The sequence below is a fragment of the Streptococcus timonensis genome, assembly GCF_900095845.1.
Lineage (GTDB): Bacteria > Bacillota > Bacilli > Lactobacillales > Streptococcaceae > Streptococcus > Streptococcus timonensis.
This window is the reverse complement of the sequence record NZ_FMIX01000004.1, coordinates 111,539-124,685: the sequence shown is the minus strand read 5'-3', so window position 1 is coordinate 124,685 and position 13,147 is coordinate 111,539. Positions and strand designations below refer to the sequence as shown.

Here is a 13,147-nt window from a genome sequence, read left to right as displayed (position 1 = left end):
TCCTTATTCTAATCCACGGAAAAAGTCTGTATCAATCTCACGGTAGGGTTGGATGTCCTGAACATATTCCAAGACTCCTTGAAACTCTCCTGCTTGATCGTGGACAGCTGCGTAAGTGACATGGACAAACTTTCCACGTGATTCTGACTTGAACCACATCTCGTACTTGTCTTTTTTCCCTTCACGAAGACCTTGCATAATCGCTTTGACTTTCTCCAAATATTTTGGTGGATGGCATAGTTCGACATTTCGTCCAACCTGAGACGGTGTCCTCTTGAAAATCATCTCATCTGCTGGAGTATTGTCATTATAATACTGGAAGATATCATCCTTATTAACAAAGGTAATCTCCATCGGCAAATGATTAAGAATAAGATTCGCCTGTTCAACTGAGAGATAGCCATTGCCAAAAGCCTGCTGGCTATTGCGATCTAGCACCGTTTCCTTTTCCTTTGGTGTAAAGGTGATAGTAAACTGACCTTCTGGTGTATCAATCACTTGCTGAACTTGTCCATCTACAGTTTCTGGCTGAGTTGGTTCTTCTAAACTTTTTTCCTCAACAAAACTTTGACGTTCAGGAACCCATTTCTCAGACGGACGGATAATAGCATATCCATAGGCATCACTTTCCTCAGCAATCTGAATCCAGTCATCCTGGGTAAAGGATTCAAGCAGAATCATGAGAAGGATTGATTCTTCCTTAAAAATCATACTTTCAAACTCTGTCGCAAAAGCTTCAAAAGCTTCCTTTACGGTGGAAATTGGCACTTCTGGGAGCGACTTAGTTGCCACTAAGGCTGTTTGAAAGAGATCCCTAATCTGATCATCCACTCCCCACATAACTTTGGGAGGTGAATCATGTCCATAACGTTCCATGATAGGAAAAAAGAGCTCTTCTTTGCGCTGGTAGTGGATATCAAATTGACCAACAAGCCCCATCTGACGTACCAAACCTTTGCGCATCTCAACCAGCATTTCCTCATCGTCCACAGATTCATAAGTCGAGAGCAATCTACGGACCCGAATCAAAGCAGCACGGAGAGCTAGATTTTCATCCTTAAAGACACGCACAGGGTGACCAGGATGCTCGGTGTCCTCAACTTCGACACCCTTAACAGCATTCTTAAAGAGATTGGCATGCACATCACATAGCTCCATGACATCTTCAAAGGTAACGCCTGAGTCCGAGTTCATCAACTCGTGCTCCATAAGTGAAATCTCAATAGCAGATACACCTGTAAAAGTAGCATCAAATCGTTCCTGAACGGACTCCGGAGAGGCTCCATTATGCAATTCTAATAAAATATCCCGCAGGATATGAATACGTTCATCTGTCATTAGTCTAACCCGATCACTTCGTAACCATTTGCTTCAAGCGTACGCACAATCTTATCCATAGGAGTCCCTTCAAGCTTCGATCCTTGTTTGAGCGATACTTTTCGCCCTACAGTATTACGCATCAAGGGATTTGCAAGAGGTTTAAAACCAAGCTCAACCAAAATATCTAAAACTTCTGGATGTTTATCCACCACTTCCGCAACTGGAATTGATACATCGATTATATTGTCCATGAGAACCTCCATGAGTCTATTTCTAATCATTTAACTGTTTTTATTATACCATAAGGAATGGGATTAAAAAAACTAGCAACACAAGACTTACTAGTTTCATCATATCAGTCAGTTTCGATTACCTCAGCCTCTTTTCGAATAATTGCCATATCATTTTGATATTGCACTTCAGAATAGTTAACTAATTTGGATAATTCTTTTTGCAATCTTTCGCCCATTGGTTTCATAGTCGCATAGGTTAATCCCCCTGAAATAACCCCACCTAGAATAGGAATCGCTTTTCCCATTCCCTTTGCCAAGCCTCTCCTTGTAAGAGTAACCCCAAAAATTTTCATAACCTTTTTTAAAATAGGGTACCAGCCAGCCTTGGCTACGGCTTTCTGAGGTACTGTGGTCATTACATGTTTAGCGACTGTAACACCACCAGAACGAAGCAAGGCACCCGCTCCGTTTACCCCAAGCATGACCCCTAAATAAAGTAATAGTGTGTTTTTAGCTTCTTCACTTAAGTCATTTCTTGATGCCCAAAGATCATTAAATCCATAAATATATCCCAATTCTTGGGCTAATTTCAAGGAAAAAGCATAAAACTGAGCTACATCCGTTGGAATAGTAAGCGCCATTAGAATACCTCCAGGTAGACCTGCTAGAACAGATGTTCCACTAGCTCGTAAAACATTATCCTTTATGCAGGACCTGGCTACTCTATCTAAGGTTTCCTGGGGTAATAATGAAGGAGGACCTTGTTCTAACAATTTGGCAATATCCTTCTTATCTAATTCTTTAGAGAACTTCTCCACTAAAAATTTTTCTCTATTTACTTTTACGACAGGAAGCTTTACAACTTGTTGTAAAACTTTTATAGCTATATCTTGTTTAGCCATCTATACCTCCATTTTATATTCAAGTTAAGCTTTATCATATCATACTATTAGAGATTTATACATTTTTTTAACCGACTTTTAAGAAGGGCAACTAATTAATCTATCATCATGTTTAAAGTAACAAAAAAGAGGGATTCCCCTCTTTTTCTTAGTTTTTATCCAGATTGCGTAACATTTCGTCAATCTTATTACCATATTCGATGGATTCGTCTTTGACAAAAGTTAAGTCTGGAATTTTGTATAAGGTCAAATTGCGACCAAGTTCACGTTTGATAGTTCCAGTTGCTTTTTCAAGCCCAATTTGAGCTTTTTGATTATCTGATGCAAGATTACTCAAAATAGTGTAGTAAACCTTAGCCATTGATAAATCACCCAACATCTGAACATCTGTAATGGTCACACCTTGGACACGGGGATCACGGACTTTCTTTTGCAAAATCTCATTGACTTCTCGCTTGATTTCCATGCCCACACGGTCTGTACGGAAATGATTTGCCATAATTTTTCCTTTCTCTTAAATAATGAACCAAAAGCTAGGCCAGCAGACCTAGCTATTTTTAAAATTATTGATTTTCAATTCAAATTGAAACGAAGTTCAATTTGAAATCATCTGCTTCTTTCGCCGTTGTGAAAGTAATTGGGCTGATAATTCAGTTCAATCACTGGGGATTTTTGAGACATGTGGCTCAAAAATAAGCAATGAAACCTTGGGTTTGCTTGCGTCCCTCACCACCTAAGAAAGGAGCAAAAAATTATCTCTTAATTTCTTCCATGATGTAGGCTTCAATCACATCATCCACCTTAAGATCATTGTAGCCTTCAATCATGAGACCACCTTCACGGCCGTTTGTAACTTCTTTAACGTCATCTTTATAGTGTTTCAAACTTGCTAGTTCACCGTCGTAAGTAACTACACCGTCACGAATAACGCGGACTTTAGAATCACGGGTGACTTTACCATTAATAACCATAAATCCACCGATTGTTCCCACTTTAGAAACTTTGAAGGTTTCACGGATAATTGCTTCACCAATAACTTTTTCTTCAAATTCTGGATCAAGCATACCTTTCATAGCTTCTTCCATCTCTTCAATCACCTTGTAGATGATACTGTGGAGACGGATTTCCACATCGTCAGCATCCGCTTGTTGACGAGCTTGTGGAGTAGGGCGTACGTTGAAACCAATGATAAAGGCATTGGATGCTTCGGCAAGGGTTACGTCTGACTCGTTGATGGCACCAACGGCTGAGTGAACAATGGTAACTTTCACACCTTCAACATCAATCTTTTGAAGTGAGGCAGAGAGAGCTTCAACAGAACCTTGCACGTCGGCCTTGATGATAACGTTAACTGACTTGAGTTCCCCAGCTTTAAGAGTATCAAAGAGGTTTTCAAGACTAACGCGTTGGGTTGTTTGACGTTGTTTGAGAAGGGCACGTTTAGCACGTTCTTCACCTGCTGCACGAGCAGATTTTTCATCTTCGTAAACGGCAAAGTGATCACCAGCCATTGGCGCTTCGTTCAAACCAGTGATGGAAACCGGTGTTGATGGCCCTGCAACCTTAACACGACGGCCAAGATCATTGGTCATAGCACGGACACGTCCAAAAGTATTTCCGACAACGATAGGGTCTTGTACGTTCAAAGTACCTTGTTGAACAAGAAGGGTTGCAACCGCACCTTTACCTTTATCCAAACGAGCTTCAATAACAGTACCGATCGCACGGACAGTTGGGTCAGCCTTGAGTTCTTGGAGCTCAGCCACAAGAAGGACTGTTTCCAACAACTCATCGATGTTTTGGTTAAACTTAGCTGAGATTTCTACAAATTCAGAATCTCCACCCCAAGCTGTTGACATGATACCATGCTCTGCCAATTCACCAATTACACGCTCTGGGTTAGCACCTGGTTTATCAATCTTGTTGATAGCTACGATGATTGGAACATTAGCCGCTTTTGAGTGGTTGATGGCTTCAATAGTCTGAGGCATTACACCGTCATCAGCTGCTACGACCAAGATAGTAATATCGGTAACTGAGGCACCACGCGCACGCATAGATGTAAAGGCCGCGTGTCCTGGTGTATCAAGGAAGGTAATCTTCTTCCCACCCTCTACGATTTGGTAGGCACCGATATGCTGAGTGATTCCCCCTGCTTCACCAGTTGCAACACGAGAATTACGAAGAGTATCCAAAAGAGTTGTCTTACCATGGTCAACGTGTCCCATGATGGTAACAACTGGTGGACGTTCCACTAGTTGGTCTTCGTTCAGATATCCATCTTCAGCAAAGAAACGCTCAATATCAGCATTGTCTACTTCAACTTTTTGTTTGGCTTCAATACCATAATCTACCATGAGGAGTTCGATTGTGTCACCATCCAAAGATTGGTTTTGTGTCGCCATCACGCCCATCATGAAGAGTTTCTTAACAATTTCAGCTGGCTCACGTTTGATACGTTTTGCGATTTCCGCAACGGTCATACCATCTGTATATTCAAATTCTGTAGGCAATTCATGGAACTTACGCTCCGTAACAGGTTTTTGAACCTGATTACGGTTATTTTGCTTATTGCCCTTTTTATTTTTCTTATTATTGTTCCAGTTACTATTTCTTTGATTTCTCACTTGATTTTGACTACTTCGATTCTTTTGTTGTTTTCTTGGACCATCTTCTTCGTGATCGAAATCATCACGTTCTTTATCTGGTCGAGCTTGTTTTTTACGACGTGTATCTACTACAGTTTCCTTAGCTACAGGGGCTACTTCAACAACTGTTGGAGCTTGTTCAGCAACTTTAGCGGCTTCTTCAAAGATTTCTTCTGGCTCCTTGCGTTTGTTGGCTTGAGCTAAAGCTTCTTTTGCTGCTTGAGATTGCTTGAAGCGCTCCTCACTTGAACGAGCATACTCTGCATTTTGTTCTGCTTTAAGAGCTGCTGCGCGAGCCTTGAAGTCAACACGAGGTCCAGCCTGTTTTGGACGATTATCCTCTTGTTGACGGTGTTCATTACCACGATTCCCTTGACCTTGTGGTTTCTTCCCTTGGTCGTTAAAACGGCGATTGTCACGGTTTCCTTGACTAGGTTTCCCACCATTACGGTTATCGTTTTTTTGACGGTTACCGTTTTGTTGTTGTTCGCGGTTGTTACCTCTGTTTTGCTTGCGTCGTTCCGCTTGCTCCTTGGCACGCGCTTCACGTTCTGCCTTAAAGTTACGGCTTTGAGGTCTAGCAACTACCTTATCAGTCTTAGGTTGCTCTGGGGCTCCTGCTTGGGTAGTTTCCTTTACTTCCTCTTGTTTGGGTGCTACAGTTTTAGGTTTCTCCTTTTGTTTAGGAGTAGGTTTAAAACTTGCCACAATTTTAGCAGCTAGTGCTTCCTCTACGCTTGATGCATGGCTTTTCACTTCCAAGCCCAACTCTTTTGCACGCGCTACAACTTCCTTACTTTCTTTTCCAAGTTCTTTTGCGATTTCGTACAATCTTTTCTTAGACAAATCATGTCCTCCTCTTCTATTCCATAAGAGACCTCATTTTCTTTGTAAATCCAGCATCTGTTACAGCCAAAACCTTTCTCGATTTTCCGACTGCTATGCTTAATTCCAGTGTTGAAAACACGGTAATAACTTCTACTTGATAATAATGACTTTTATCCTGAATCTTCTTGGTTAGATTTGGGCCAGCATCATGGGCTAAAAAAACCAATTTTACTTTCTGGTCTTGAACGGCCTTGACAACCATTTCTTCACCCGAGATAATTTTCCCTGCTCGCTGAGCCAATCCCAAGAGATTGCTTACTTTTTGCTTATTCAAGTCCTAACTCTCTTCTTTTAACTTTGTGATCGACATAAGCGACTAATTCATCATAAAAGCTTTCATCGACTTCCATACTAAAACTACGGTTAAAGACTTTTTTCTTTTTTGCCTCTAAGGCTTCTGCATTGTCTAGCTTGATATAAGCGCCACGACCATTAGCCTTGCCTGTCGGGTCAATAAAGACCTGCCCTTCTTTGTTCTTGACAATACGGAGTAAATCTCGCTTATCAATCACTTCGTTAGAAACAACAGACTTGCGCAAAGGGATTTTCTTTGTTTTCATCTTTCCCTCCTCTAGCAATCTTATTCTTCAATATACTCTTCTGTTGTTGCGTAATCAACTTGACCAGCTTCTTCCATCGCTTCAAACTCGCTAGCTGACTTGATATCAATGCGGTATCCTGTCAAATGAGCTGCCAAACGAACGTTTTGTCCACGGCGACCAATAGCAAGAGATAGTTTGTTATCTGGAACAACGACTAAGGCACGTTTGCTGTCATTTTCATCAAAGATAACTTGGTCAACTTCAGCAGGAGCAATAGCATTGTAAATAAACTCAGCTGGATCTGCTACCCACTCGATGACATCGATATTTTCTTCTATTGGCACCATACGATCGCTCTTAGCATCGTAGCGAGCCGGGTGGAATTTGCTAGTGATTTTCTTGATGTTCGCTCCACCACGTCCAACGATTGTTCCGATAGCATCCACGTTTGGATTGTGACTGCGAACAGCAACTTTAGTACGGTCACCTGCTTCACGGGCTACGCTCATGATTTCAACGGTTCCATCGTAAACTTCTGGAATCTCTTGTTCCATCAAACGTTTGATCATCTCTGGATGACTACGGCTAACAAAGACGTTTACTCCACGAGGATTGTCTTCAACTTTATAGACATAGACTTCAATACGATCATGAGAAGCAAAAACTTCTCCAGGAATTTGGTCTTGTTTAGACAGTTGGGCTTCAATGCTGCCAAGGTTAACATAAATGAAGCGGTTGTCAAAACGTTCTACTGTACCTGACATGATTTCTTGTTCATGCTCTTTGTAAGTATTGTAGGTAATTGTACGTGTTTGCTTACGCATTTTTTCCATGATCGTTTGTTTAGCAGATTGGGCTGCTACACGACCAAACTCTCCTGGTGCCTCTTCAAACTTGATTTTGTCACCAAGCTCATAGGCTGAATTAATGGCAAGAGCATCTTTCAAGCTGATTTCCAAACGACTATCAAATACTTCATCAACAACTTCACGGACAGTGTAAACTGTAAAGTCACCTGTTTTTTCGTTGAAGTCGATAGCTACGCTGTCTGATTGACCATAGCGTCTGCGATAAGCGGAACGAAGTGACTCTACTACTGCGTCAATGATATCTTCCTTCTTGATTCCCTTGTCTTCTTCCAAAATTCGGAAGGCCTCTAGCATTTCTTTACTCATCTTCTATTCACTTTTGAATCCTCAAAAGCTTCCTTTCTTTTCTATAGTTTTACTGCTAAACGTGCTTTTGATACCAAACTGTATGGAATTTGGACTGTTTTCTTGCGTGTCTTGTCCATATATTCCACAGTCAACTCATCGTCTTCAAAGGCCAACAAGGTTCCCTCAAAGACTTTCTGCTTGTCGATGGCCTTATAAAGACCAACGTGAATGTATTTCCCAACTGCTCCAGCTATAGCTTCCTTGGTTTTCAAAGGACGCTCCAAGCCAGGGCTAGTCACTTCTAGGAAGTACTGTTCTGGGAATGGATCTGGTTGAATCTGATCCAACAGAGGACTAATCACTTCTGTCAAATCTGCCGTATCGTTCAAAGTAATACCGCCTGGTTTATCAACAAAGATACTTAGAACATAATCTCCTACAACCTTTTCATATTCAACATCCACCAATTCAAATGGAGCTTGAATGGCCGGTTCAATAATTTTTGTTACTAATTCAACAATTGTTGCGATAGGACAACACCTCCTCATAAGCAAGAGGCGAAGATATCTCCCCGCCTCTCTTTCTTATATTCCTACTGTTAAGTATAGCACTTTTTTGTACTAATGTAAAGAATAAGCACTCAAACTACTTGATTTTAAGCTTTTTCTTAAAATTCTGCTTCAACTCGGTAGATGACTTGACCTTTGCTTGAGAACTTTTGTTCATACTCAGTCATGACATTTCCTTCAAAGTCACTGGCATGCAAATCCAACCAAACCCCTTTGAGCTTCATGCCATATTGTGAAAAGCTCACTAAGCTATATTCAAACAAGCCACGATTATCTGTCTTGAAATGAATTTCACCATGTTCAGGTAGGATTCGCTTGAAGGTGTCCAAGAAGGTCTTGTAGGTCAAACGACGCTTCTCATGACGTTTTTTAGGCCATGGATCCGAGAAATTCAAATACAAGCGGTCGATCTCACCATCTTCAAAATAATTGGTCAAATCTGATCCATCTACCCATAAGAGTTTAATGTTAGGAACTCCAACTTCTAGCACCTTATCCAAAGCATAGCTTAATACAGACTTCTGAATATCAATCCCGATATAGTTAATATCTGGGTTTTGTTTAGCCATACCTGAAACAAAGGCACCCTTCCCACTACCAACTTCAACATGAATGGGATGATTATTTCCAAACAATTCTCTCCATTTCCCTTTGGCTTCCACAGGATTTAGAACAACATACTGAGGATTAGCCTCTAGTAACTCCGTTGCTCCTTTACGATTTCTTACTCTCATTTTTTCTTTCCATACTTGTCTCGGAAAATACGCAGGGCATAAATTTCCCGATTAACATTATCTAAGTCTAGGTTTTCATAATATTTGGTAATCTGGTTTAAAAACGATAACTGAGCATACCAAATCAATTTATTCATGACCGTTTGATTATTTTTATAACCGTAGTTGGTTAACCACTCTACCCATTGATGCTCTGGGATATAATGACAAAGCATATGCGCAACATCAAGCATGCGATCAGTTAGACGAACCGAATCCCAATCGACTAGATAAATTAAGCCACTATCTGTTTCGATCCAATTACTATGACGCACATCCCCGTGGACAATTGTCGCATAATCTTCTCTGAAAGACGGAAGATTTTCTCGCATATCCTTTAGTACCAATTGTAGATACTGATTATTTTTCAGAGCAGTTGGGGCTTTTTCAATCCAAGATTGAATTAAATCAAGAGGTGTTTCTAATTTATAACCTAAACGAGTCAACTGTGTCATTAAGGGACGAGAACGGTGCAGACGCGTCAAAATATCAATAATTTGCTTACGATTCATATCACTTGGAGTCAGGATTTTTCCTGTCAACCACTCCTGAGCACACATATCACGACCATCTGATAAACGACGACTCCAAAGTAACTGCGGAGCAATTTGTTCTCTAGCTAAACCAGATAGGATTGGAGATGTATTCATTTTTACAAAAATACGCTTCCCGTCGGGATAACTTCCCATATAAGCCTTACCACTTTTCCCAGATATAGGGGTCAGCGTTAGCTCCATATCACCCAAATCCATTTCTTCCCTCCGTATCATATTTCCTTACTATTCTACTAGTTTTTAACCTATTCGTCAACCAATCTACCAAGTTGGTAAGGTATATAAAAATACTTGAAGGCTAAACTGATTCCAACTAGAGCAAGAAGGCCCATCTTGTCATCTATGACGATAATTCCAACCAAACTTTCCAACAATAAGACAACGACTCCTATAGCTGAAACAATTGCTTTTAATCCTTTTTCTTTTTCGCCCTTTTCTAATGGAAATAACTGCGTAAGATATTGATAATCAAAAGCATGGTAAAGGGCAAGAAGTTGGAAAATTAAAAGATAGTTAAACAAGGTAACTATTGCAATAGCAACCCAAGACTGATCTATAAAAATTAAAGCCAAGATAGATAAAAGTAGAAGGCGGATGCTTAGAGCAAATAGATCACCATTACGAAGATAAGAGCGTAGATAGAGATTTTGCCAAATTTTTCCAGGGACTTTAGCAAGAGTTTTTAATAGAAAGTCTAAATAAGCTCGACGTTTAACACTGTTTGAAATTCCTTTAACTTGTGTAAATAGTGCAAAGAATCTAAGAAGAAATTGCTTTCTTTTGTTTTCTTGAAGAATCAGTAAATCCCAGTCTAGTCCATTTTCCCTAAAAAAAGAATTTGCTTTTCTTTGAAAAAGCCAGTATTTCCCTGCCCCCATCATCAATAGATAGAGTGCAAAAATTGGTAAACCAACCCCCATCGCTAAGAATAATGGCGCTAATAAGATTAAAAGAAAGCTCTGTACACTGAGCCAAAAAACAAATGATCTCAAGCTTTGCTTTTTGATGTGTTCTTTCACTTCTTCTTCAGCAACGATGAGAAATAGTTTATCAGGTGCTTCTAGATAGGTTGCAATTCCTCCCCATACTAGTATGAGACCAGAAATAATCACCAGTAAAAAAACAATTGGCAGGTGATTCTCAGGAAAATTTTGGAGAAGTTGATTGTACTGAAAAGCTAGAAAACCTAATAAGACCAGTAAAAATAAAACAAAATGATCATTGAGCACATATCTAAGGTAGCCTATACATTCCTTGCGAAAAATTTGCTTTCGCTTTAGAAACAAGTCTTTCATAGTTCCTCCTCTTTGGTTAAGGCCAAATAGATATCATTGAGACTTGCTTCTGGCATATCAAAAGCTTGGCGTAGTTGAGGAAGATCTCCTTTAGCTCTTACTTGTCCCTTATGTAAAATTACAAAAGAGTCACACATTTTTTCTGCAGAATCAAGAACATGGGTACTCATGAGAATCGATTTCCCCTTTTTCTTTTCCTCGTCTAAAAGCTGAATTAAATCCGAAATTGCCAAAGGATCTAGACCTAGGAATGGCTCGTCTACTATAAAAAGACTAGGATCTACAACAAAGGCACAGATAATCATGACCTTCTGTTTCATTCCCTTAGAAAAATGAACTGGGAACCAATCTAATTTCTGATCCAAACGAAACATCTTCAAAAGAGGTTCTACTCGTTCAAAAGCTTGTTCTTGCTCGATACCATAGGCCATAGCAACCGTCTCAATATGCTCTCTAAGAGTCAATTCCTCATATAAACTAGGAGTTTCAGGGATATAACCAATCTGCTGACGGTATTCACGAGGATTAGTTCGTAAGGTCAAGCCATCGATATTGATTTCCCCACTATAAGGTGTCAAAAGTCCAATAATTTCGTTAATTGTAGTTGATTTACCAGCACCATTTAGTCCAATCAAACCAACCAATTTCCCACTTTCAACTGTAAAAGATACATTCTTTAAGACAGGGACGTGAACATAGCCTCCTGTCAGGTTTTTTATTTCTAACATATTTTCTCCGAATTTGGTATAATGTAGCTATATTATATCAAAATTTAAGTCAGTAGAGGTGCTTTTTATGTCAGATTGCATTTTTTGTAAAATCATTGCTGGAGAAATCCCTGCATCTAAGGTTTATGAAGATGATCAAGTTCTTGCTTTTCTTGATATATCCCAAGTAACGCCCGGACATACCTTACTTGTTCCGAAAGAGCACTACCGTAATCTCCTAGAAATGGACCCAAATAGTGCTAGTTGCCTCTTCGCTCAAGCTCCAGTCGTAGCAAAAAAAATTATGGCTGCTACCAAAGCATCCGGTATGAACATTATTTCTAACTGTGAAGAAGTCGCTGGTCAAACGGTCTTTCATACCCATGTGCACCTAGTGCCACGTTATGGGGCAGACGACGACCTCAAACTTGACTTTATCAGTCATGAACCTGACTTTGACAAACTTGCCCAAGTCGCTGAAACAATCAAAAACGCTTAAGGAGTTGCTATGAAACTATCTAATTTACTACTTTTTGCCGGTTCTGCTCTAGGCAGCTACCTTCTTACAAAGAACCGTGAAACCATTACCGAAGAAGTTAGCGATACTAGTTCACGAATCGAATCCATCAAAGACGATCTAGATATTATCCAAAATAGTCTTGAAGTCATTAACCAACAAAAAGAACAAATCAAGGAATACCAAAAGGATTTGACCTACAAGTTTAAAGTCTTGGAAAAAGATATCCAAACAAGACTCACTGTACTAAAAGAAATGCAGGAAGAAAATCAATAAGGCAAAGAAAGTCTCCTAGTTTCCTTATATCCTCTTAAATCCATTTTGGGTTATCAATTCCTAACAGAAAAGAGAGGGAATGAAAATGAAACAGATCTTAAAAGTTCTGACTCGTGTGGTCCTGATTATTTCTGGTGGCCTCTGTCTTCTTGTCGCCCTAGCATTTCTAATACTGTCCAATCTTTTCAAGGCCTCACCAAGTGACATCCGAGAAGGAAATGAAGCCTTAAAACAAATCTTTATCTCCCTTGACATGCCTCCTGAGAAAGTAGAATCAAATGGAAGTTATCAATATGAGGGAGGAGGCTTAGATTTTTATGTGACTTTCTCAGACGAGGTTATCAATAGTCACCCCGTCCTTAAAGAAAGTCCAAACCTCACTAAAAACCGACTCAAAGTCTATGTCCTACAGACAGGAGATATTTCTTACTATAAAGTAGGGGATAACTTGTTCAATCACGGTTTATTGCAATTTTTAGAGAAAGAAAGTAGGAATTATTTACAAGAAATCGGAAAGAAACCAAATCCTAATTACTCAATTCTATATTGGAAGGATCAGGAGAGCCTAAAAAAGGGTATCGCATTCTATGAAAAAGCGTTGACCTTGGTAGATATTCAGGATAATTCGGCGATTAAGCATATTGACACTGTCACCGTGAAACCTGGTAAAGAAGCAGAAATCAACCAACTGATCCAGGAGATGGATGCAGCTGGCTTGCTCACTCAACGGTCTGAATAGCAGATTATTTAGGGAATGATTCCTCCG

The 13,147-nt window shown here is 39.9% G+C and carries 16 protein-coding genes; 3 read left to right on the top strand and 13 right to left on the bottom strand.

The genetic code is table 11. The features are described from left to right. Nucleotides 1-3: 3 nt before the first annotated feature. The 13 genes from BQ2679_RS03850 to BQ2679_RS03790 all read right to left on the bottom strand — a co-directional run bounded on the left by BQ2679_RS03850 (nt 4) and on the right by BQ2679_RS03790 (nt 11,609). Nucleotides 4-1,338, bottom strand: a complete 1,335-nt coding sequence (locus BQ2679_RS03850) for a DUF438 domain-containing protein (RefSeq protein WP_075566359.1) — start codon at nt 1,336-1,338, stop codon at nt 4-6. Further along, on the bottom strand, nt 1,338-1,571 hold the full coding sequence (locus BQ2679_RS03845; protein ID WP_000368732.1) for a DUF1858 domain-containing protein: 234 nt from the start codon (nt 1,569-1,571) through the stop codon (nt 1,338-1,340). Before BQ2679_RS03845 ends, BQ2679_RS03850 begins: the two co-directional genes overlap by 1 nt. Nucleotides 1,572-1,675: 104 nt before the next feature. Continuing rightward, a complete protein-coding gene (locus BQ2679_RS03840; protein WP_075566357.1) occupies nt 1,676-2,455 on the bottom strand; it encodes a hypothetical protein in 780 nt (259 codons plus the stop codon). A gap of 148 nt (nt 2,456-2,603) precedes the next feature. Further along, nucleotides 2,604-2,954: a 30S ribosome-binding factor RbfA gene (rbfA, locus tag BQ2679_RS03835; protein WP_075566355.1), complete on the bottom strand. Its 351-nt coding sequence runs from the start codon at nt 2,952-2,954 to the stop codon at nt 2,604-2,606. 253 nt (nt 2,955-3,207) lie between these two features. Then, on the bottom strand, nt 3,208-5,949 hold the full coding sequence (gene infB, locus BQ2679_RS03830; protein ID WP_075566353.1) for a translation initiation factor IF-2: 2,742 nt from the start codon (nt 5,947-5,949) through the stop codon (nt 3,208-3,210). A 16-nt stretch (nt 5,950-5,965) separates the two neighbouring features. Next, on the bottom strand, nt 5,966-6,265 hold the full coding sequence (locus tag BQ2679_RS03825) for a YlxQ-related RNA-binding protein (RefSeq protein WP_075566351.1): 300 nt from the start codon (nt 6,263-6,265) through the stop codon (nt 5,966-5,968). Then, entirely contained in the window at nt 6,258-6,551 is a 294-nt protein-coding gene (gene rnpM / locus BQ2679_RS03820) for an RNase P modulator RnpM (protein WP_075566349.1), read from the bottom strand. Before rnpM ends, BQ2679_RS03825 begins: the two co-directional genes overlap by 8 nt. A gap of 20 nt (nt 6,552-6,571) precedes the next feature. Then, nucleotides 6,572-7,708 (bottom strand): transcription termination factor NusA, encoded by a 1,137-nt coding sequence (gene nusA, locus BQ2679_RS03815; RefSeq protein WP_075566347.1) that lies wholly within the window; start codon nt 7,706-7,708, stop codon nt 6,572-6,574. Between the two features lie 41 nt (nt 7,709-7,749). Further along, complete coding sequence (gene rimP / locus BQ2679_RS03810) at nt 7,750-8,238, bottom strand: ribosome maturation factor RimP (RefSeq protein WP_075566345.1); 489 nt, start codon at nt 8,236-8,238, stop codon at nt 7,750-7,752. Between the two features lie 119 nt (nt 8,239-8,357). Continuing rightward, on the bottom strand, nt 8,358-8,993 hold the full coding sequence (gene trmB, locus BQ2679_RS03805) for a tRNA (guanosine(46)-N7)-methyltransferase TrmB (RefSeq protein WP_075566338.1): 636 nt from the start codon (nt 8,991-8,993) through the stop codon (nt 8,358-8,360). After that, nucleotides 8,990-9,784 carry a cell cycle regulator CcrZ gene (ccrZ, locus tag BQ2679_RS03800; protein ID WP_075566336.1) on the bottom strand — a complete coding sequence of 265 codons (795 nt, stop codon included), beginning with the start codon at nt 9,782-9,784 and terminating at the stop codon, nt 8,990-8,992. The genes trmB and ccrZ overlap by 4 nt, the downstream gene beginning before the upstream one ends. Before the next feature lie 47 nt (nt 9,785-9,831). Then, the gene (locus tag BQ2679_RS03795; RefSeq protein ID WP_075566330.1) at nt 9,832-10,881 is read right to left on the bottom strand and encodes an ABC transporter permease; all 1,050 of its coding nucleotides are present in this window, start codon (nt 10,879-10,881) and stop codon (nt 9,832-9,834) included. Continuing rightward, the gene (locus BQ2679_RS03790; protein ID WP_075566328.1) at nt 10,878-11,609 is read right to left on the bottom strand and encodes an ABC transporter ATP-binding protein; all 732 of its coding nucleotides are present in this window, start codon (nt 11,607-11,609) and stop codon (nt 10,878-10,880) included. Before BQ2679_RS03790 ends, BQ2679_RS03795 begins: the two co-directional genes overlap by 4 nt. Nucleotides 11,610-11,676: 67 nt before the next feature. Between BQ2679_RS03790 and BQ2679_RS03785 the strand changes: the two genes are divergently transcribed. The 3 genes from BQ2679_RS03785 (at nt 11,677) to BQ2679_RS03775 (ending at nt 13,120) form a co-directional block, all read left to right on the top strand. Beyond that, nucleotides 11,677-12,087 carry an HIT family protein gene (locus BQ2679_RS03785; protein ID WP_075566326.1) on the top strand — a complete coding sequence of 137 codons (411 nt, stop codon included), beginning with the start codon at nt 11,677-11,679 and terminating at the stop codon, nt 12,085-12,087. A 9-nt stretch (nt 12,088-12,096) separates the two neighbouring features. Continuing rightward, nucleotides 12,097-12,381 carry a hypothetical protein gene (locus tag BQ2679_RS03780; protein WP_075566324.1) on the top strand — a complete coding sequence of 95 codons (285 nt, stop codon included), beginning with the start codon at nt 12,097-12,099 and terminating at the stop codon, nt 12,379-12,381. 85 nt (nt 12,382-12,466) lie between these two features. Beyond that, nucleotides 12,467-13,120, top strand: coding sequence for a hypothetical protein (locus BQ2679_RS03775; RefSeq protein ID WP_083237596.1), 654 nt, complete (start codon nt 12,467-12,469; stop codon nt 13,118-13,120). The last annotated feature ends 27 nt before the right edge of the window (nt 13,121-13,147 follow it).